A 21,387-nucleotide genomic window follows, 5' to 3' on the forward strand; every position below is an offset into this window, starting at 1 on the left:
GTTGTTGGTGCCAGTTCAATCGCAGCAATCACAAGCAAGAACATGTCATGCTAAATCTGACTGGCCATAATTATATCGGCGGTGAGCGTCGTGCCTCGGGTAGCATTCAACATAAGAGCGTCGACGCTATTACGGGCGAGTCGCTGCTTTATGGTTTGTCCAGGCTATGTTCGGCGTCAACTATCCTGTCCGGTGGGCCCAGGAACACGAAATCACAGAAATATTTGAGGTTGCCACCCTCACCTTCGGATTCACCAAACACTTCACGGTTATCGGTAACCTCAGCCAAGAACTTTCCCACCCTGAATCAGTCGATATACTCAGCGCATGGGCCGCTAACCCGCTTATAACGCAGCTATCTAAACTGCGCGACCTACGATAGCCGCCCTGATATTCACAAACTATACCCCGCACTGCCCTATGCCGAGAATGCCAACCAAACCAAGAAGAAGCTTCGCGATTTACACGCAAACATTGAAAAGAGACACTTTTTATTGTGTTTTATCGTCAACCCGCTAGCGTAAGGCTGCTCTGAGGAGCAATACCTTCTACGCAGGGCATTTCGAATTTGGTTGCTTGTCCAAGCTCTTGAGCGTGCCGTCACCAGGCAATGCTTAAGTGATAAAAGAGTGCAAAAAGTAGCCAGTTTTCTTACCCAAAACGCGCATCACCACAACTGGCAAATCATCGACAAAACGCTAGAATGCGCAAAATGCCTGATTGCCCTGCAACCTTTCACCTTTGATCGATTCACTCTGGCCCTCAGAAACGCCGGCAGCTCATCCGGGTGATGCTCGGAGTTTGGGCATGCCGGCGATTTTTGGCAGTAGCGTTGGGAGAGGAGAGGATTATTGTTGTGTCGTCAGATAGGCCCCCATTGACGAATGCCAAAGGTCCAGGGTGGCAGGCGATCGCTGCGATCCACCCGGTTGACGAGAGCGCCCCAAGGCCGGTGTGGCGATAGTTACGGTGTCCCCCAAGTGGTGGGTGAAGCCCTGGCCTTTGCCATCGCGATCCTGGATCGGCGAGAACATGGTGCCGAGAAACAGCATGAAACCATCCGGGTACTGGTGATGGGCACCGCAGGTTTGTTGCACCAGATCCAGGGGGTCGCGGCTGATCTGGCGCATATCGCTGGCATCCTCGAGCACGAAGCCGTCGTCGGAGCCCTCGATGCGTAGCGAGACGCGGGCCTGGCGCACGGTGTCCAGGGTGAAAGCATCGTCAAAGAGGCGAATGAAAGGACCGATGGCGCAGGAAGCGTTGTTGTCCTTGGCCTTACCCAACAGTAGGGCACTGCGCCCCTCGATGTCCCGAAGGTTGACGTCGTTACCGAGCGTAGCGCCCCGGGGCGTACCCCGAGCATCCACTGCCAGCACGATCTCCGGCTCGGGATTGTTCCATTGCGAGGCGGGGTGCAAGCCGACCCTGGCGCCGATGCCTACCGAGGAGAGTGGCTGAGCCTTGGTGAATACTTCGGCATCGGGGCCAATGCCGACTTCCATGTACTGTGACCAGGCGCCACGGGACTGCAGTTCTGCCTTGAGAGCCAAGGCTTCCTCAGAGCCGGGCACGATCTGTGACAGGTCACCGCCGATCAGTGCCTGCAATTCCTGGCGCAGTTCGGCAGCGCGAGCGGGATCACCAGCGGCCTGTTCCTCGATCACTCGCTCCATCAGACTGACGGCAAAGGTCACTCCACAGGCCTTGATTGCCTGAACGTCGCAAGGCGCGAGCAGATAGGGTGCACGCGGCGGCTCTGCCAGCGAGTTCTCAAGCAGTGCTTCTACTGGGCCGAGGGGCTCTCCCTCGGCCTTCGATACGATCTCCACCACGTCGTCGCAGTCCAGCAGATCGGCCATGCAGCGGTAGTCGGCACTGATATCAATGACTTCGCCATGGCGAATCATCACCAGCGCCGGGCCCGATCGAGGGGCTGGGCGCCAGACGCGCCCTACCAGCAGCGCCTGGGTGTGATCCTCGGGAAGAAAATCGCTCATCTTGTTATCGTTATTCATGTCTTATATCTCGCGCTTGCCATCCACCAGCCGGGAAACGCTGAGGGGATTGCCGTTCTTGAGTGCTTCGGGCAACAGCGCTTCGGGCAGGGCCTGGTAGCATACCGGGCGCAGAAAGCGATGAATCGCTGCGCTGCCCACCGAGGTGGTACGCGAGTCGGAGGTGGCCGGGTAAGGGCCTCCATGCACCATGGCATGACACACCTCAACGCCGGTGGGCCAACCATTGGCCAGAATACGTCCGGCTTTGCGTTCAAGTGTCGGTAGCAGGGCACGTGCACTGGTCAGGTCGCCCTCGTCAATATGAAGGGTGACGGTGAGCTGGCCTCCGAGTTGCTCGGCGACGTGCTGCAGCTCGTCGATGCTTGAGCATTCCACTACAAGCGAACAAGCCCCGAACACTTCTTCCTGTTGCAATGCTTCGTCAGCGAGGAACTCGGAAGCGGTGGTTTGAAATAACGCCGCCTGGCAATCATGGGGGCCGGAACCCTGCTGACCACGAGCCACTTCGCGGACCTTGGCATGGTTGGCGAAGCGATTGACGCCTTCTTCGTAGGACTGGTGTGTACCCGGCGTGAGCATCGTTTGCGCCGCGCTCTCCTTGACCGCAGTGCTTGCGAAATCGAGGAAAGTATCCAGAGCCGGACTTTTCACTGCGAGTACCAGGCCCGGGTTGGTACAGAACTGGCCAGCACCCATGGTGAGGGAACCAACGAAGGTCTTGGCGATCTCCTCACCCCGGTTGTTGAGTGCTTCCGGGAACAGGAAGACCGGGTTGATACTGCTCATCTCAGCATACACCGGGATCGGTTCGGGGCGGCTCTGAGCCGTCTTCATCAACGCGGTCCCGCCTTGACGCGACCCGGTAAAGCCCACCGCCTTGATGCGTGGGTCGGCGACTAGTGCCTGACCAAGATCGCGGCCCGAACCGTAGAGTAGCGCGAAGACACCCTCCGGCAGGCCGCAGTGTTTCACGGCCTTCTGTACTGCCTTGCCGACCAGCTCGGATGTGCCGGGATGAGCCGAATGCGCCTTGACCACCACGGGGCAACCTGCGGCTAACGCTGAGGCAGAATCCCCTCCGGCGACGGAAAATGCCAACGGGAAGTTGCTGGGACCGAAGACAGCCACCGGCCCGGTAGCGACATGTCGTTGGCGCAGGTCGACCCTGGGCATGGGCTGGCGTTCCGGCAGTGCCGGGTCGATGCGCACGTCGAGCCATTCACCGGCACGTACCACGGAGGCGAACAGACGCAGCTGGCCGCAGGTACGACCCCGTTCGCCCTCGATACGTGGCCGGGGCAGGCCGCTTTCAGCCACGCCTCGCTCGATCAATTCATCGCCGATGGCTTCGATTTCGGTCGCGATGGTTTCGAGAAAAACCGCACGCTCCTCAAGAGAGGTCTCGCGATAGGTATCGAAGGCTGCCCAGGCCATCTCACAAGCCAGGTCAACTTCAGCCTGTCCTCCGCCTTGATAGGTGGGCTCAAGCTTCTTGCCGGTAGAGGGGTCGATGGCATAGATGTCAGCTGCATTGCCGCCCACAGTTTTTTGACCGATTAGTGATTTACCTTCCAGTGTCATGATGAACTCCTTGGGTGTTTAAAGTGATGAGATTGCGCTAGTGGTCTTTTCCGTTTCAAAACGTAGGGTGTTGCGCAGCGGCCGCCCGAATTCAGGCAGACTGATATCGAAGCGATCGCCTTCTTGAGTGCTGATGCCGTCGGCAAAACTCAGGGTGGCAGTGCCGAAGAAATGCACATGCACATCCCCGGGGCGACGAAAGTTGTCGTACTTGAAGTGGTGGTATTCAAGGTTGGCCAGACTATGCGCCATGTTAGCCTCGCCGGTCAGAAACGGCTTCTCCCACAATGTCTTGCCGTTGCGCACGATGCGACTGCTGCCTTCCAGATGCTCGGGCAAGTCGCCGATCAAGAGTTCCGGCCCGAAGCTACAGGCGCGCAGCTTGGAATGCGCCAGCCACAGATAATTGAAGCGTTCGGTGACATGGTCGGAAAACTCGTTGCCGATGGCGTAGCCGACCCGCCAAGGCGTGCCGTCGTTGCCGATCACGTAGAGCCCGGCCAGTTCCGGTTCCTCGCCTGCATCCTCGGCGAAGCCGGGTACCGGAATCTCGGTTTCCGGGGCCACCACGCAATTGCCGTCACCCTTGTAGAACCATTCCGGTTGGGTGCCCATTTCGCCAGCGGTAGGCTTGCCCCCCTCGACACCGAGTTTGAACATGCGCATGGAATCGGTCATTTCGCTTTCATCGACCTTGGCTTTGGCATGCATGGCATCGCGAGTATCGGCACTGCCCAGATGAGTAAGGCCGGTGCCCGTGACCAGGCAGTGGGCGGGGTCGGTGTGGGTCAATGGCGGTAGCAAGCGCTTTTCATTGATCAACTGCTGATAGTCGAGTCGGCTTTCGGTCATTGATGATTCGACGATGTCACTCAACGGCTTGCCGCTACTGATAGCGCGCATCGCCAAGGTATAGGTGTCGGCATCGAGAAGCCTGACTTGTTGCTCGATTTCCACCAGGGCGGAGCGGATCTGGCCCTGATGTGAACATTGAATCAATCGCATGGTGACTTCCTCTTGGAGGTAATGAGCCGGTGAATCAAAGGGGCCAGATAGCCAGTTGCGGCCAGATCAACAGCGCCGCCAGTACGCACAGCTGGATAGCCATGAACGGCAGAACCGATAGGTAAATGTCTTTCAGACTGATATCCGGTGGCGCCACGCTTTTCAGGTAGAAAGCGGCGGGACCGAAGGGAGGCGACAGGAACGAGACCTGCATGTTGACCGCGAACAGGATGCCGAACCAGATCGGGTCGAACCCCAGCTGAATGACGATCGGCAGGAAGATAGGCAGGGCCAGCATGGCGATGCCGATCCAGTCGAGAAACAGCCCAAGAACCAGCATGATGGCCATCATCACCATGATGATCACGATCGGCGCCACATCGAGCCCGAGTATCAGGTTCGAGACGAAGCTGTTGCCGCCCATCAGGTTGTAGACACCCACCAGCGCAGCGGCGCCGATACCGATCCAGATGATCATTCCGCAGGTGTTCATCGTCTGACTCAGGCTGTGGTGCAGCATATCTCTGTTGAATTCGCCGCGTACCAGGGTGGCGAGTAGCACCCCGAACACACCCATGGCGGCGGCTTCGGTCACCGAGGCGATACCGCCATAGATGGTGCCCAGCACCAGAAAGGCGATCAGCCCCGGCAGCAGGATGGCCTTGAGCGCATCGAACCGGCTAGCGAAAGGATTGTCCTGAGTGTTTTCGTCAAGAGGTGGTCCGAGAGAAGGATTCTTCAGACAGCGCACCAGCACGTAGGCGATGTAAGAAGCCATTAAAATCACTGCCGGTGTGATGGCCGCGGTAAACAGCTCGGCAATCGACACGCTGGCGATCATGCCGTAAATGATCAGCACGATGGAAGGAGGCATCATGGTGCCCAAGGCTCCGCCGGCGCAAACCACGCCAATAGATAGATGCTTGTCATAACCCAACCGCAGCATCTGGGGCAATGCCAGAATACCCAATAGCACTATTTCACCGCCGATGATGCCCGACAGAGCGGCGAGGAAAAATGCCACCACAATGGTTTGTACAGCGACGCCTCCCGGAAGGCGTCCGGCGAATACGCGCATGGCATTGAATAAATCCTTGGCGATCCCTGAACGGTCGAGTAACGAGGCCATCAGCACGAACATCGGCACGGCCACCAGGGAATACTCGGTGATGAACCCGTAAACCCGGCTTGTTATCAGCGGTAACGCCATCTCGCCGAACCAGCCGAAGGTGAAGATCAGCGCCACCAGACCGGTAATGAAAGCCAAGGGGAGACCGGTGATCAGCAGGGCAAAGATTGCACCCACCATCAGGATCGTGGCGGTTCCGATATCCATCAGTTCGTCTCCTCGGTAGCGGCGGGCCTTGCACGGATTGCCTGAATCAAATGCAGCAATGCCTGAACGCTCATCAGTATCAGGGCGAACAGGATCACGCCCTTCACCATGGCTGGAAACGGCGGGTTCCAGGAGGTCCCGGAACGCTCCAGTGACCACTGACCGAGTGGGTTGTGCGATGCGCCCCAGAACATGTGGAAAGCGGCATAGCTCATGGCCAGGCAGAAGAACAGCGTCAGGAAATCGTTCAAGCGGTCCATCCAGCACTTGAGGCGTGGACCGGCGCTGTCATAGAGCACCTTGACGCGGATATGGCTGTTTTTCGCCAATGCCGCTGGCCCACCGAGGGCGAAGATTACGGCGATTAGAAACACCACGGTTTCATGTACCCACGAAGTGGGGCTGTCGAACCCGTAACGCATGAACACTTCCACTACGCTGATGCCCATGGCCAGCAGTACCAGCCAGGCGGCGACACGGCCACCTCGGGCAACCACACGATCGAGCGCCGTGCGTTCGGGTGACACCTCTTCGACTTTTTCCAGGATGTCGGAAATATCCTGGGTCTCGGGCGGGAGGTCTTGGGTATCAGGGATTTTTTTCGGCATGGCTCGTCTCTACGCATATCGCCCGAGGGGCTACCTCAAGCGATATGCCGATTGGGGTTAAAGGACGCCGGGTCAGAGAAGGTTGCGCGAGCGCAAAAAGGCGGTGGCCGAATCATAGACCTTCTGGGTCATCTCGTTTCTGCCAGCCCATTCTTTCCATTCTGCTTCCGCTGCAGTACGGAATTTCTTGCGATCTTCGGCAGAAAGGTCGTAGGGATGAACGTCAGGGTCTTCCTGAAGCTTTTGCAGCGTCTCAATATCCTGCTGTTTGAGACGTGCGATCAGGTCATAGGACATGCCATCGAAAGCAGTGCTGAGGGTGGTCTGCAACTCCTCGGACAAGCTATCCCAGATATCCTTGTTGATCGATACCGCAATCATCGGCATGGAGTGGAAGCCGGGATACAGAGGGTAAGGGGCGAACGCATGCAGGCCCATGGCATCGTTGTTGGAGAGCACCGTGGAGTCTGCGGCGTCAATCACCCCTTTCTCCAGGCCGGTGTAAACTTCGGATCCGGGCAGGTTGACCGGGGTCGCGCCGATGCGCTCAAAGATGTTGTAGACCATGCCTTGGGGTGCGCGGATCTTCAGGCCTTCAAAATCTTCCAGAGATTTGATGGGTACGGTGGAAGGGATCGATTCCAGAGGAAAGGTGGCGGCAGCGATCAGGTGAACACCATAAGGCTCGACCAGCTCGTTGTAGAGCTCCTCGCCACCGCCGTATTTCATATATTCCAGGAAGTCATAGGAGTTACTCCAGGCCCCCACCAAGTTGCCCAGCATGCCGAAAGCCGGGTTTTGTCCTGAAAAGTAGCTGGGATCTGTCATGTGTCCTTGAAGAATGCCGGCGCTGACCGCGGACAACGTTTCCGTCGGCCCAACCACTGCATTGATAGGCATCACTTCGATTTCAACACGGCCGTCGGTCATCTTGGTGATCTTGTTGGCCCATTCCTGTTTGATTTTGAAGCTCGGCTCACCCGATGTCTCCGATGCCTGAAATTTCCATTCGTAGTCGGCTGCTTGAGCTGTGGTCAGTCCCAGCAACAAAGCGGGGACAGTAAGAAGAAGGCTGTATTTCAAATTGAACATGTATTTTCTCCGACGATGAAGATTGTTTTTATTGTTTCATGGAGGGGATAACTCCCATCCGAGCTATAACAATGTTGAACATTTACCTGTATTGTTCAACATATACTTTAGTATAACAGACAATATAAGGGGGAAGGGAGTACCGTTTTTAGGCGAATTTACGCCATATCCGGGTTGGGCTATCGGCCGTGACCCTTTTACTGGAGTGCTTAGGATGTCCCAACGACAGCGGTCATTACGCAGTGCCGAGTGGTTTGGTACCACGGACAAGAATGGTTTCATGTATCGCAGCTGGATGAAGAATCAAGGAATTCCCGATCACGAGTTTCAGGGTAAACCAATCATCGGTATCTGCAATACCTGGTCAGAATTGACTCCGTGTAATGCCCACTTTCGTAAGCTTGCCGACCACGTCAAGCAGGGTGTGCTTGAGGCCGGTGGCTATCCGGTAGAGTTTCCAGTGTTTTCCAATGGTGAATCCAACCTGCGACCGACGGCGATGTTCACTCGCAACTTGGCAAGCATGGATGTCGAAGAAGCTATTCGTGGCAATCCGATGGATGCAGTGGTGCTGTTGGTAGGGTGTGACAAGACCACCCCAGCGTTGTTGATGGGCGCGGCGAGCTGCGACATTCCCACTATCGTGGTCACCGGTGGGCCGATGCTGAATGGCAAGCATCACGGCAAGGACATCGGTTCGGGCACAGTTGTCTGGAAACTCTCGGAAGAGGTCAAGGCGGGCAAGATATCCATGCACGAGTTCATGGCGGCGGAAGCCGGGATGTCGCGTTCGGCAGGTACCTGCAACACCATGGGCACCGCTTCGACCATGGCTTGCATGGCTGAGTCTTTAGGCACTTCGCTGCCTCACAACGCCGCGATTCCGGCGGTGGATTCGCGGCGCTATGTCCTGGCGCATCTCTCCGGCAATCGCATCGTCGAGATGGTCAATGAAGACTTGAACCTGTCGAAGATACTGACCCGGGAGGCCTTCGAAAATGCGATTCGCACCAATGCCGCCATCGGTGGATCAACCAATGCGGTGATCCATCTCAAGGCGATTGCCGGGCGTATCGGTGTCGATCTGGCGCTTGATGACTGGACCCGTATTGGCCGTGGCACACCGACGATTCTCGACCTTCAGCCGTCGGGACGCTTTTTGATGGAGGAGTTCTACTATGCCGGGGGACTGCCTGCGGTGCTGCGGCGTCTGGGAGAGGCTGACCGCTTACCCCATAAGGATGCCTTAACCGTCAACGGTAAGACATTGTGGGAAAACGTTGAGGATGCGCCGCTTTACAATGATGAAGTCATCCGCGCCCTGGATAATCCACTGCTTGCTGATGGTGGGATCTGCGTGCTGCGCGGCAATCTGGCTCCCAACGGTGCCGTACTCAAACCATCGGCGGCAACGCCTGAGCTGATGAAGCACCGTGGCCGCGCGGTAGTCTTCGAAGACTTCGACGACTACAAGGCACGGATCAACGATCCGGATCTTGTAGTCGATGCGGCCAGCATATTGGTCATGAAACACTGTGGACCACGCGGTTATCACGGCATGGCCGAGGTCGGCAATATGGGCTTGCCAACCAAACTGCTCGAACAGGGCGTGACCGATATGGTGCGCATCTCCGATGCCCGTATGAGTGGCACCGCCTACGGCACCGTGGTGTTGCACGTGGCACCGGAAGCCGCCGCCGGGGGGCCGCTCGCGGCAGTGCGTAACGGCGACTGGATCGAACTCGACTGTGATGCCGGTAGCTTGCATCTGGATATCAGCGATGCCGAACTCGCCTCGCGCCTGGCCGAAAGTGATCCCACCGAAAAATCGCGGCGAATCGCCAGTGACGGTGGCTATCGCCAGTTATATATCGAGCATGTGTTGCAGGCCGACGAGGGCTGTGATTTCGACTTCCTGGTAGGCTGTCGCGGCGCTGATGTACCGCGGCACTCGCATTAAGAATGGCTAAAATCGCAAAGGCTGGAGACCCCATGACTAAAAAAAATTATAAAATGACCGCCGAAAAACTACGTTCACGCTGGTGGTTCGATAATCCTGAACATCCCGGCACTACCGCGCTGTGTATTGAACGCTACATGAATTACGGCATCACGCTGGAAGAGCTGACCGGCGGCAAGCCGATCATCGGCATCGCTCAGTCCGGTTCCGACCTGACTCCCTGCAATCGTCATCACATCGAACTGGTGAAAAGAGTCAAGGACGGTATCCGTGAAGCTGGAGGGGTGCCCTTCGAGTTTCCCATGCACCCCATCCATGAGAATGCGCGGCGTCCGACAGCGGCGCTGGATCGCAACCTGGCTTACCTGGGGTTGGTGGAAATACTGCATGGTTATCCCCTGGACGGCGTGGTGCTGACCACCGGCTGCGACAAGACCACCCCAGCCTGCCTGATGGCGGCGGCAACGGTCAATATTCCCGCCATCGTGCTTTCGGGCGGCCCCATGCTCAATGGGTGGCGAGGCAACGAACGGGTCGGTTCGGGAACGATTATCTGGGAGTTGCGCAAACGTCTGGCAGCCGGCGACATCGATTACGATGAGTTTCTTTCTCGCACTACCAACTCCGCGCCCTCCATTGGCCATTGCAACACCATGGGTACCGCTTCCACCATGAATTCCATGGCCGAGGCGTTGGGGATGAGTCTTCCCGGATCCGCGATGATTCCGGCTCCCTACAAGGAGCGTGCTGCTGTGGCCTATGAAACGGGACAGCGAAGCGTGGCAATGGTATGGGAGGACTTGCGACCTAGCGATATTCTGACGCGAGCCGCCTTCGAGAACGCTATCGTGGTCTGCTCGGCACTGGGTGGGTCTTCCAATGCGCCGGTGCATGTCAATGCAATCGCAAGACATTCGGGTATCGAACTGAGCAACGATGACTGGCAGCATCTCGGCCATGAAATACCGCTACTCGCCAATATCATGCCGGCCGGCGCCTATTTGAGTGAGGAATTTTATCGCGCCGGTGGGGTGCCCGCCATACTCCATGAATTGCTCAAGGCGGGGCGCCTTCATGGCGATACCTTGACGGTCAACGGCCGAAGCATCGCAGCCAACGTCGAGCATAGCGAAACTCGTGACCCCGAAATAATCCGGCGTTACGACAATCCCTTGATCCAACATGCGGGTTTTCTCAATCTCAAAGGCAATCTGTTCGATTCTGCCTTGATGAAGACCAGTGTCATTTCGCCTGAATTTCGTCAACGCTTCTTGAGCGACCCTGACTCCCCCGATGCTTTCGAGGGAAGAGTGGTGGTATTCGATGGATCTGAAGACTATCACGCGCGAATCGATGATCCTGCCTTGGGGATCGATGCCCGTACTATCCTGGTAATGCGCGGCGCTGGGCCGGTCGGTCATCCCGGCGGGGCGGAAGTTGTGAATATGCAGCCTCCCGAAGTGTTGATCAAGGCCGGTGTTGAATCGCTGCCATGCTTGGGAGACGGCCGGCAGTCGGGTACCTCGGGCTCTCCTTCAATCCTCAACGCTTCGCCTGAAGCGGCCATCGGCGGCGGCTTGGCGTTGCTTGAAACCGGTGACCGATTGAGGGTCGATCTCAAGAACGGCGAAGTCAGGTTATTGATTGACGATACCGAGCTTGAAGGACGCCGTCAGCATCTGGAAACCGCCGGGGGCTATCAATATCCGGCGCACCAGACGCCATGGCAGGAAATTCAGCGCAGCCTGATCGAGCCGTTGGACCGGGGTATGACGCTGGATCTGGCTACCAAGTACCGCGATGTTGCCCGACGTAGTCCGCCTCGAGATAATCACTGAAGGACACATGACATGGCCGGCGTCAATCAAGATGCCGGTCATATATATATTCGAATTGGGATTAGATGGCTTTCAAATGACGTCCCAGGGCACCCTCGGGGGGCTCGATACCTAGCGCTTGGGCAGTGCCCTCAAGGACTTTCTGGGCGGCGAGAAAGGCTTCGTCGGGGCGGCGGGTGCGGATGCATTCCATCAATCGGCGGTGCCGTTCCAGACTTTCCTCGGGATCGCTGGCGCTGATGTTGGATTTCTCGATCACCAGGTAGATCGAAGGACGCAGTATGTGAGAAAGCTGGGCCCAGACAATATTATGGGTAGCCTTGTAGATGGCGATATGGAAGGCAATGTCATAATCGCTATGCAGACGGCGCTCTTCCGGGCGGCTGGCATTGTGCAGATTTTCCCCCATACCCTCGAAGGCTTCCTCAATGGCGACCAGATCGCGTGCCTTGGCGCGCTTGGCGGCGGTCATAGCGACATAGGGTTCGACATCCAGTCGAAAAGCGAGGATTTCACACTGGATTTTTGGGTTGGGGGAGGCATAGCGTGTCATCCACTCGGTCACCATCGGGTCGAGAATTTTCCATTCTTCATACTCCCGGACCTTGGAGCCATGACCGGAGATACGCTCGATGATACCAACATCCACCAGTTGTCGCAGGTCGCTACGTACAGCGGAACGGTTGATGGCAAATTGCGCGCAGAGCTCGACCTCCTTGGGGACGAAGTCCCCCGGCTTGTAATGGCCCGAGAAAATAGCTTCAGCCAGGAAGTCGGCCACACTAGGCCGCGGGGGTATCTTCTGTTGCTTGTTTTTCACGAGCCGCGTATCCGATTAAAATTCAGCATATCGTGGGGTATGTTGGACATTTCGTCAATATGACCTTTGTTTCAGGTCTGATGGTTCCTTCTGAAAGAATGATCTTGCCCAGCAATTCCTGGGCTTTTGGTTTCAGGCCGCTTGAGGCCAGCTTCTTTGCATCTTTCTGGGTTTGCCTGGTGTAGACCAACTTCCATGTCACCAGTCCAGCCCCTCATCGATCAGTAAAAGGTAAGCCTCCGGTGACCCCCTCTTGGACCGAATGCCTTTAATAACGCTTTTACCGGCCTTCCCGTCTTAGTGAAGTGGTTGAATGGATGTGACCAGCCCAGTTAAGGAATAATACCCTGAACCTGGAGAACCTACATGATCACAAGAAAGCTGTACTCAAAAGAATTTAAGCTGGACGCCATCAGCCTTGTGCTGGAGCAGGGATATTCAAGAGCCCACGCGGCGCGCAGTCTGGAGATCAACCCAAACATGCTGGGGCGTTGGATAAAAGAGCATGAATCGGTCGATGGGCAGGCTTTCAGAGGGAACGGCAAACTGACCGGACAGGATAGTTGACGCCGAACAAGCGTGCCACTTGAGGAATTCAATCCATAAAACAGAGTGTCATCGGTTCCCGGGTTGAAGTGGTTCAATGACGAAGGCGTTTTGATCGGGCGCTTCAAGGATCGTCTACTGATGAGTGAGCGGGGGCCGACCTGCAGACAGCCAGGCCCACATGCCTGCAAACAGGCCACAGTAAAGAGACCCGATATTCCTGATCGACTTAATCGTAAGATCAACGCCAGTCGTCCAGCCCATGCCAGGCGTGGTGCGGCGATATCACATACATCCGGGCGGGCCAGCGATGGTTGCGGAAGAAAAGCTTAAAACACTGTCCGGGATTAGTTGACCACTACAAAAAGGCTTCGCGGTAGCAAAAGCTGTTTTGCCACCACGAAGAAGGAAAAAGGAGTGAGAACTAAGGTCAACATTTCAGCCTGTGAAAAATAATGAAAAACCACTACTGCCGGGCTCCACACACAAGTTTTGTTCCATCGTCGACGACAGAGTCATTGAAGGCAACTCTATAAGGACTGCTCAAGCATCCAATAATAATCCTCTTCGCTTGCGATGCGTGGATTAGTCTTATGGGTATGGTCAGCCAGGGCACCTTTAATAATCTGAGGGAATAACTCTCGCTTCACACCCAGCTCTGTAAGTCCCTTCGGTAAATTCAGTCGGTCACTCATCTCTTGAATAGCGCGCCCGATTTCCTCAGGCCCCTTCAGCTGCATAGTCTGAGCAATGCGATCAAGCTTGTGTTCCTGCCTCATAGAATCGCAGTCGGAGTTAAACTCAATAACAACGGGCAGAAATATTTTGTTTAGCGTGCCATGGTGTAGACGCGGATCAATGCCACCTAACGAATGACTTAAACTATGCACACACCCTAAACCTTTCTGAAAAGCCAATGCCCCCTGCATCGAAGCACTCATCATATTCATTCGTGCTTCGCGATCGTCAGGGTTACGAGTAGCGCGCTCAATATTCAGCCAACCCCGGCGCAGTCCATCCAGCGCTATCCCATCAGCTGGCGGGTTGAAAGCGGCTGACATAAACGTTTCGAGACAGTGAGCTATGGCATCCATGCCTGTTGCTGCCGTCATAAGAGCTGGCAGACTCAAGGTTAATTCAGGATCACATATAGCAGATTTAGGCACCAGGTATGGCGATAAGAGGCCGACTTTACGCCCATCTTCAAGTATCAGGATAGCGCCTCTCCCAACTTCACTACCCGTGCCAGCAGTCGTCGGAATGGCAATAATCTGTGCTGTTGCAGCTGTGATTCGCTCCGCGCCGCCTTCAACTACTGCAAAATTTCTCAGGGGTCCTTCATGTGTTCCGCAAATGGCCACACCTTTTGCAAGGTCAATGGAGGAACCACCGCCAATGGCAATAATTCCATCGAAGCCTCCCTTGCGATATTGATTCGCCGCCTGCCGGACTGCAGTTTCATTGGGATTAGGGGGCGTCTGGTCATAAATCGTCACATTAGGATCCCGAAGGTGCTTTAAGACCTGATCAACAATACCGGCAGCTCTGACTCCCGCATCAGTTACGACCATCGGATGCCGAATACCGAGACGGTCACACTCCGCCTGTAGTAACGAAGATGCCCCAAAATCGAACTGAATTTGAGTGACGTAATTAATGATTGCCATTTAGTTACCTTTAGAATTATTAATGTTTTGGGTTTCAACCTACTAGTACGCTACAAACGCATCCACTTAGACATCATGGGCTTGTCGCTGTCAACAACAGTGGCCCTTGCCGCGTGGGGCAGCCGCCTGGATTCTGGATTACATTGGGAGACAGTGAAGACATCCGTCAGGGCGACGAGGGAAGTGCCAGCGCTCTCCGGGGAGCCGCTCCGTACCTCTGTCCGCCGGATTCAGCCAGCTCTGGGTGGCATGCAGTTGAACGATGCGCTGTGCAGGCTTTTTGCAAATTGAGTGCTGAAGGCTCAGTCTCCGGCTAATGAATCGAACACACTGTCATACTGTTTATTGAACCAACAAACACAAAAAGGGACATGTAATGAAACTCAAAGATTCCGTTGCCATTGTTACTGGCTCCTCCTCTGGCATCGGTGCAGCTATTGCCCGTCTGTTTGCAGAACACGGTTGCCATGTGGTGATCAACTTCAGTAACAACGAGGAGGGTGCCCGCACAGTGGCCTCTGATTGCGAAAAGTACGGGGTTAAGACTCTGATATACCGAGCTAATGTGGCAGAGGACACCGAGTGTCGCACCATGGTGGATGCCGCGCTGAAAAGGTTTGGCCGCATAGATATTCTGGTTAATAACGCGGGTACCACAAAGTTCTGCAACCACGATGACTTAGGCGGTCTCGACAAGCAGGATTTTCTTGACCTGTATACCGTCAATGCGATTGGACCTTTCCAGATGGCCCGCGCTGCGGAAAAGGCTCTGCGAGCCAACGGCTCTGGTCACATTATAAACATGGCTTCGATTGCTGGTTTGTCGGGCACCGGCAGCTCCATCGCCTACGCTGCCTCCAAAGGCGCGCTAGTTACCATTACTCGCTCGCTCGCTCGCGTGATGGGCCCCGAAGTACGAGTGAATGCTGTTTGCCCTGGCTTTGTTCAGGGCGAATGGCTAATGAAAGGCCTTGGCGAAGATAAATACAATACGTTGCTGGAAACGACCAAGGCCTCTGCACCACTGCACGATACGGCCTCGCCGAAAACCGTGGCAGATGTATGTCTGGGCCTGATCATCGGCGGTGATCTGACCACCGGCGAAACCATTCTCATCGACGGTGGGGCACATCTGGGAACGGCCCCGGTAAGTCGCTGAACGCAAAGCGCTGTAACGGGCAATCATATAGTGCATGATTGCCCGTTTTGCCGGGGCAAAGCGTCATACCCTGTTTCTGGTACCCATTCTGTTTTCAATCGCCTTTGCGGCTCATGCTACCAACGAAGCCGTTTGCGTACAGCAACCGCCGATAAGCGTTGCTGGCATATTGAGAGCCTCGATCCGAATGGACGACCAAACCCGCTTTCGGTTGCCGCTGCCAGATGGCCATGGTCAGGGCGTCTGTCACCGGCTTGGCGTTCATCCGTGACCCCATGCTCCAACCGACTATCCGCCGGCTGAATAAATCGATGAAGACCGCCAGATACAGCCAGCCCTCCCGGGTCCAGATGTAAGTGATGTCACCAACGTATGCCTGATCAGGCTCAGCAGCGCTAAAGTCTCGTGCCAGTACGTTGTCGAACACCGGCTGTTTATGGTCGCTGTTGGTGGTTACCTTAAACTTCCGCCGGTACCGGGCTTTAACGCCTGCTTCACGCATCAGCGACCGCGCCTTTCGCCGACCCACTGGATAGCCCAGGGCGTTCAGAGCGTGCTTCATCCGCCTGGAGCCATAGCTCTTGTCGCTACTTTGAGCGACCTCCTTCACAGCCTCAATCATCGCCTCGTGCTCCGCATTCGGCAACCGTTCGCGTTGACGTTGGCAGTACCGATAATAGGCATTGCGACTGACACCCAAGAGCCGACTCATTACGTCGACTGGCCAGGTCTTCTTATGCTGGGTGATGAACGCGTACTTTAATGCGTTTCCTTGGCAAAGAAGACCGTCGCTTTTTTTAGGATGTCTTTCTCCATTTTCAGGCGGCGATTTTCTTCTCGCAACTGGCGAATTTCCAACTGGTCAGCGGTCAGTTTGCCGTTCCCTCTGAAAGCCTGCCCATCGACCGATTCATGCTCTTTTATCCAACGCCCCAGCATGTTTGGGTTGATCTCCAGACTGCGCGCCGCGTGGGCCCTTGAATATCCCTGCTCCAGCACAAGGCTGATGGCGTCCAGCTTAAATTCTTTCCTGATTACGCATAAGCTTCAGCCATCTTCAACAGCCTGTAAGGCATCGGTGGTGTCCGGGTTGCCACCGTCAGAAATCGTGGAAGCATGGCCTTGAGGTCTTAGCGCCGGTTGAAGCGGTATTTGAACTCGGCGAGGTAGCGAAGTGCATGCTGTCCACGGATGGCATAGTAGGTCCCGGTGATCGCGTTCTTGACGTTGCCCAGTACAGTGTTGACCCAATTGAACGCCGGGTTCGCCACGCTGGCACGTCCACCACCGGTGATATGGCGCTCATGTACGTAGGTGGACGTATCGAAGGCTCGGAAGCACCCCAGGCCGTCGCTGATGACCTGGCTGCCAGGTATAATGGCCTGCTGAGCGTAGCGACGTATCTCGACAAGGCTAAAGCCGCTCACACAGCGAAGCTGGACACGCTGCGGATGGCCCGCCTCATCGGTTTGTACGGCCGCCACAAACGGGAACGTGTGCTCAGCGCCGCGACCGCGCTTTCCCGGCCGTTCATCGCCCAGGTAGGCGTCATCGATCTCGATGCGCCCGGAGAGCTTCTCTCCCTGGTTGCGCCCGTGCATGACCTGCAGCAGCTTGTGTTTAAGCTTCCAGGCCGTGTTGTAGGCGACGCCAAGCTCCCGGGACAGTTGTAGTGCCGAGATACCACTCTTGCGCTGGGTCAGCAGGTAAATGGCCAGGAACCAGGTGGTCAACGGCAAGTGTGTCGCATGAAAGATGGTACCGGCGGTCAGCGAGGTTTGATGGTGGCAGCGGTGACACTGGTAGAGCCCCCGGGACAGCCGGCATCCGGTGGCATTGCCACAGTCGGGGCACACGAACCCCTTGGGCCAGCGATGTTGGAGGAGGGCGGTCTGGCACTGCGATTCCGTGCCGTACTGCTCAAGAAGCGCCGGCAACGACAGGCCGGGCTGGAACTGGATAGGGTTGCGTGCCATGACGTCGCCTCCTCTACTGGACATAACTCCAGTATAGGTCAAGCTGGTGAAATGGTGGCTGATCAATATGAGTAATCAGGAAAGTATATGTAGAACATATATGAAAAAAATCTAGACATTTATCTGAGGGTTTGCGATGGTTCCCCTTGATAGCAATGCCGCCAACAAACAACAACAATGACCATGCTGTAGCTCGCTTGGAAAACACCCTTTAGTGAGGGCGGCCTGCAGCTCGCCAGGAGAATAAAGTATGCATCATCTTTGGAAGCGTACCTTGTTAATGATCGGTGCCACGCTGCTCAGCTCAGGCATGGCCTACGCGCAAATGCCTGATCTTTCCGACCCGCCAGAAATTAAGGGCGATGTGGTTGGTGACCACGGCAGTATCACCTTACGCATGGGGCTTGGCTTGGCCGAAAGCTCGCCTCAGTACATCTCCAGCCAGTACTTTGCGGATATTCTTGACCAGCGCAGCGAAGGGCGCATCAGCGTTCACCTGTTCCCTAACAGCCAGCTCGGCGATGACGTGCAGATGATGGAAATGCTGCAAACCGGCACGCTGGATATGACCTACCCATCGTCTTCTCCCGCGACAGGCTACGTAGCCGAACTAGCCGTTTTCGATCTGCCCTTCTTGCTAACTACCCGGGAAGCGGCCATTGCGGCCATGCGTAGCGATGCAGCTCAAGAGATGCTTGATGGGTTTGATGGCACCGGCATTAAAGCCTTGGCGTTCTCCGAAAACGGCTTTCGGGAGCTCTCCAATAGCGTGCGGGAAGTCTCTTCGCCGAAGGATGTTGCAGGCTTAGATGTTCGCGGTTTGTCAGTGCGTACGATGGAAAACCCAGTGCACCTGGCCATTTGGGAAGCACTGGGCGCCAACCCGACGCCAATGGCTTTTGGTGAACTGTTTTCCGCCATGGAACAGGGCGTAGTGGACGGCCAGGAAAACCCCTGGAGCACCATTCTAACGTCCAATTTCTATGAGGTGCAGGACTTCGGATCTGAAACCCGCCACGTCTACACGCCCTTTATCAAGATGATCTCTGAGCGCACTTGGGATCGACTCGACCCCGAATATCAGGAGCTGGTACAGGAAGCCGCGCTGCAAGCAGCGGATTACGAAATCCAGCTTTCGAGCGAGTACGACGACTGGGCGCGAGATCAACTTGAAGAAAGAGGCATGCAGATCACACGCCTTGATGACGAACAGATTGCCGCCTTCCAAAAAGCAGTGCAACCGGTTTACGACGAATGGGCACCGCGTATTGGCAAAGATCTGGTCGCTGAATTCCAGCGTATCGCCGAATCCACGATGATGGAATAAACATCCTTCAACTATTCAGCTTTCTATTGCTAGATCAGGCAAGAGGCAGACGCCTCTTGCCTGGCCGTTATTCGTCTCTTCGGAGAGCTCATGGACATACCCAACACCCCTATTCCAGATACTGCGGCATTTCTCGATGACCCCCAACGCCAACCGCTGGAGATCGACACCGAGCAATGCCGCGGTCCGGCGCTATTTCGCTGGCTAACGCTGGCTATGGAACATGTGATCGCCACCTTACTGATAGCGCTAATTATCTCGGTTTCAGCCAATGTCGTCGGCCGTGCCTTGTTCAACCACTCACTGCCTTGGGCCGATGAGCTAGCGCGCATGATTTTTATCTGGTTGATTTTTATCGGCGCCGCTGCGGCTTTTGCCCGCTACGAACATATTGCCGTGGATTTTCTAGTCCGTCGGCTTAAGCCGCGCGCTGCCCATGTGCTGTACTTATTGCAGCATCTAATTATCACCGCGTTAATGGGTGTCATTATCTGGGGTGGTTTTCTGGTGATATCTCGCGCTTCAGTCCGTACCGCGATTCTTAATGTACCGTGGAATCTCGTCAACGTCTCACTGGTACTGTGCGCGGTGTTTATTGCCGCGGTAGCCATATGGCGTGCCTGGCAGAGCATTCAACAGATACGATCGCCCACCGTTTCTAACGATGTGTCATCTACTAACGATAGAGGTCTGTAGGCCATGCTATGGATATTTTTAGGGATTCTTTTTGCCTCACTAACGCTTGGCTTGCCCATTGCGTTCGGCCTGGGCGTCGCGGCCGTAGTAATGGCGCTGCTCTCTGATATTCCGCTGTCGATCATGGTCGAGCAATCAGTCCGCGGGGTTAACAGTTTTCCACTGCTGGCAATTCCGTTCTTTATTTTGGTCGGTGAAGTTATGAGCAACGGCGGCATCGCCCGTCGTTTGATGGAACTCGCTGGTGCCCTGGTCGGTTTCGTACGTGGCGGCTTAGGCCAGGTAGCCATTACCGGCTCGATGTTCTTCGGTGGCATTAGTGGTTCAGCCGTGGCAGATACTGCGGCTACCGGCGCAATGATGATTCCTTCAATGACCAAGCAGGGCTACACCGCGCCACAAGCCACCGCAATCAATACTGTCTCGTCGGTGATCGGCATCATTATCCCCCCCTCTATCCCGCTGATTCTGTTCGGCATTGTGACCGAGACGTCTATAAGTCGCCTGTTCATTGCGGGCATCGTACCGGGGTTATTGATCGGTTTTGGGCTGATGACAACGACCTTCATTATGGCCAGCATCGGCCAGGCCGGACAGACCCGTAAGTTCCGTCTCGATTTATTATGGGAAGCGTTTAAGGCGGCATGGTTAGCGTTGGTGCTTCCAGTGATCGTGATCGGCGGCATTATTGGCGGCGTATTCACCGCCACAGAGGCGGCCGTCGCCGCCCTGCTTTATTCGCTGTTTATCTCATTAGTGGTCTACCGCGAATTTAAGATTCGTGAGCTGTGGGGTATGTTGATTCGCACCGCCCGCTTGACCGGCATGGTATTGCTACTGCTGGCCTTCGCGACGGTTATTGCTTGGTTTTTAACGATCAACATGGTGCCGCAAACGCTGGTCACTCAAGTACAAGCGATCACTCAAGATCCCTTCCTGTTGCTGTTGATCGTCGCGGGCTTACTGCTGCTGGTAGGCTTTGTAATGGATTTGACCCCGGCGATGGTGATTATGGCGCCAATGCTGACGCCCATCGTGACCTCCGTAGGCGTTGACCCGGTGTACTTTGGCGTATTGATGTCCTTTATTCTCGGTATTGGCCTTTTGACACCGCCAGTGGGCACCTGCCTTTACGTAGGCTGCGGGGTCGGCAAGGTCTCTATGGAGCAGCTCGTTAAAGCCATGTTGCCCTACTACGCCGCCTTACTGGTGGTGCTGGTCATCCTGATCGCGTTCCCTGGTATTGTGACGTGGTTACCTGATCTCACCGCCGTAAGCGGCAACTGATCGTTTGCACCATACAAGGAAATCAATATGCGATTGGTTCCATACCCTAATCATCACACTAAACCTTAATCATCACGAAACATCGACAATTAACGCCCGTTGCATAGGAGGCCAACATGACACTGCAAGGCACACTGCTTATCGGTCAGCAGGCCGTTACCGGCACCCAGTCTGAGATTTACGCCATTAATCCTGCCACTGGGGAAGCGCTGAAGCCACACTATCGTGGTGGCAGCCGCGCCGAGGTAGAACAGGCCTGCCAGCTTGTCGAGGCGGCGTTTGATCACTACCGCGAGGCTTCGCTTGAAACCCGCGCGCGGCGTGGCCGAAACCGGCCTTCCCCAAGCGCGCACGACGGAGCGCCAACCTCTGCCCCGCGCGGACCTGCGCCAGCGCCACATTCCGTTAGGCCCTGTCGCCGCGTTTGGCGCCAGCAACTTTCGCGAACTGATGCGCCATTTGGCACGT

At 55.7% G+C, this 21,387-nt stretch carries 14 protein-coding genes and 7 pseudogenes; 9 read left to right on the plus strand and 12 right to left on the minus strand.

Features of this window, described 5'->3' with window-relative positions; all coding sequences use genetic code 11:
• Window positions 1–148: 148 nt before the first annotated feature.
• From MIH18_RS16270 to MIH18_RS16300, 7 genes and pseudogenes are all read right to left on the minus strand, one after another.
• Window positions 149–289, minus strand: a complete 141-nt coding sequence (locus MIH18_RS16270) for a hypothetical protein (RefSeq protein ID WP_249014668.1) — start codon at window positions 287–289, stop codon at window positions 149–151.
• A gap of 573 nt (window positions 290–862) precedes the next feature.
• Window positions 863–2,018 (minus strand): annotated as a pseudogene (locus tag MIH18_RS16275) (fumarylacetoacetate hydrolase family protein).
• 3 nt (window positions 2,019–2,021) lie between these two features.
• On the minus strand, window positions 2,022–3,602 hold the full coding sequence (locus tag MIH18_RS16280) for an aldehyde dehydrogenase (NADP(+)) (protein WP_249012906.1): 1,581 nt from the start codon (window positions 3,600–3,602) through the stop codon (window positions 2,022–2,024).
• A gap of 18 nt (window positions 3,603–3,620) precedes the next feature.
• The gene (gene araD1 / locus MIH18_RS16285; protein WP_249012907.1) at window positions 3,621–4,607 is read right to left on the minus strand and encodes an AraD1 family protein; all 987 of its coding nucleotides are present in this window, start codon (window positions 4,605–4,607) and stop codon (window positions 3,621–3,623) included.
• Between the two features lie 34 nt (window positions 4,608–4,641).
• Window positions 4,642–5,943, minus strand: coding sequence for a TRAP transporter large permease subunit (locus tag MIH18_RS16290; protein ID WP_249012908.1), 1,302 nt, complete (start codon window positions 5,941–5,943; stop codon window positions 4,642–4,644).
• Entirely contained in the window at window positions 5,943–6,551 is a 609-nt protein-coding gene (locus tag MIH18_RS16295) for a TRAP transporter small permease subunit (protein WP_249012909.1), read from the minus strand. Before MIH18_RS16295 ends, MIH18_RS16290 begins: the two co-directional genes overlap by 1 nt.
• Window positions 6,552–6,623: 72 nt before the next feature.
• On the minus strand, window positions 6,624–7,643 hold the full coding sequence (locus tag MIH18_RS16300; protein ID WP_249012910.1) for a TRAP transporter substrate-binding protein: 1,020 nt from the start codon (window positions 7,641–7,643) through the stop codon (window positions 6,624–6,626).
• A gap of 214 nt (window positions 7,644–7,857) precedes the next feature.
• Here MIH18_RS16300 and MIH18_RS16305 point away from each other — a divergent pair, with 214 nt between their 5' ends.
• Window positions 7,858–9,603, plus strand: a complete 1,746-nt coding sequence (locus tag MIH18_RS16305) for an IlvD/Edd family dehydratase (RefSeq protein WP_249012911.1) — start codon at window positions 7,858–7,860, stop codon at window positions 9,601–9,603.
• A gap of 53 nt (window positions 9,604–9,656) precedes the next feature.
• Window positions 9,657–11,441: an IlvD/Edd family dehydratase gene (locus MIH18_RS16310; protein WP_249014638.1), complete on the plus strand. Its 1,785-nt coding sequence runs from the start codon at window positions 9,657–9,659 to the stop codon at window positions 11,439–11,441.
• Between the two features lie 61 nt (window positions 11,442–11,502).
• On the opposite strand, the gene MIH18_RS16315 is transcribed toward MIH18_RS16310, so the two are convergent.
• Together MIH18_RS16315 and MIH18_RS16320 are read right to left on the minus strand one after the other, a co-directional pair.
• Entirely contained in the window at window positions 11,503–12,261 is a 759-nt protein-coding gene (locus MIH18_RS16315; protein WP_249012912.1) for an FCD domain-containing protein, read from the minus strand.
• A gap of 109 nt (window positions 12,262–12,370) precedes the next feature.
• Window positions 12,371–12,463, minus strand: a pseudogene (locus MIH18_RS16320) (type II toxin-antitoxin system mRNA interferase toxin, RelE/StbE family); the annotation flags it as partial.
• A gap of 164 nt (window positions 12,464–12,627) precedes the next feature.
• On the opposite strand from MIH18_RS16320, the pseudogene MIH18_RS16325 reads away from it, so the two are divergent.
• Together MIH18_RS16325 and MIH18_RS16330 are read left to right on the plus strand one after the other, a co-directional pair.
• A pseudogene (locus MIH18_RS16325) lies at window positions 12,628–12,819 on the plus strand (transposase); the annotation flags it as partial.
• Window positions 12,820–12,906: 87 nt separating this feature from the next.
• A pseudogene (locus tag MIH18_RS16330) lies at window positions 12,907–13,121 on the plus strand (IS3 family transposase); the annotation flags it as partial.
• A gap of 216 nt (window positions 13,122–13,337) precedes the next feature.
• Here MIH18_RS16330 and MIH18_RS16335 read toward each other — a convergent pair.
• Complete coding sequence (locus tag MIH18_RS16335; protein ID WP_249012913.1) at window positions 13,338–14,474, minus strand: iron-containing alcohol dehydrogenase; 1,137 nt, start codon at window positions 14,472–14,474, stop codon at window positions 13,338–13,340.
• 376 nt (window positions 14,475–14,850) lie between these two features.
• Here MIH18_RS16335 and MIH18_RS16340 point away from each other — a divergent pair, with 376 nt between their 5' ends.
• The gene (locus MIH18_RS16340) at window positions 14,851–15,633 is read left to right on the plus strand and encodes an SDR family oxidoreductase (RefSeq protein WP_249012914.1); all 783 of its coding nucleotides are present in this window, start codon (window positions 14,851–14,853) and stop codon (window positions 15,631–15,633) included.
• Between the two features lie 97 nt (window positions 15,634–15,730).
• Here MIH18_RS16340 and MIH18_RS16345 read toward each other — a convergent pair.
• Window positions 15,731–16,668 (minus strand): annotated as a pseudogene (locus MIH18_RS16345) (IS3 family transposase); the annotation flags it as partial.
• A pseudogene (locus MIH18_RS16350) lies at window positions 16,668–17,609 on the minus strand (IS1595 family transposase). The pseudogenes MIH18_RS16345 and MIH18_RS16350, both read right to left, overlap by 1 nt.
• Before the next feature lie 250 nt (window positions 17,610–17,859).
• On the opposite strand from MIH18_RS16350, the gene MIH18_RS16355 reads away from it, so the two are divergent.
• The 4 genes and pseudogenes from MIH18_RS16355 to MIH18_RS16370 form a co-directional block, all read left to right on the plus strand.
• Window positions 17,860–18,936, plus strand: coding sequence for a TRAP transporter substrate-binding protein (locus tag MIH18_RS16355; protein WP_249012915.1), 1,077 nt, complete (start codon window positions 17,860–17,862; stop codon window positions 18,934–18,936).
• 90 nt (window positions 18,937–19,026) lie between these two features.
• Window positions 19,027–19,632: a TRAP transporter small permease gene (locus MIH18_RS16360; RefSeq protein ID WP_249012916.1), complete on the plus strand. Its 606-nt coding sequence runs from the start codon at window positions 19,027–19,029 to the stop codon at window positions 19,630–19,632.
• 3 nt (window positions 19,633–19,635) lie between these two features.
• Complete coding sequence (locus MIH18_RS16365; RefSeq protein ID WP_249012917.1) at window positions 19,636–20,919, plus strand: TRAP transporter large permease; 1,284 nt, start codon at window positions 19,636–19,638, stop codon at window positions 20,917–20,919.
• A 116-nt stretch (window positions 20,920–21,035) separates the two neighbouring features.
• A pseudogene (locus tag MIH18_RS16370) lies at window positions 21,036–21,360 on the plus strand (aldehyde dehydrogenase (NADP(+))); the annotation flags it as partial.
• Window positions 21,361–21,387: the final 27 nt, after the last annotated feature.

This window comes from Marinobacter sp. M3C (assembly GCF_023311895.1).
Lineage (GTDB): Bacteria > Pseudomonadota > Gammaproteobacteria > Pseudomonadales > Oleiphilaceae > Marinobacter.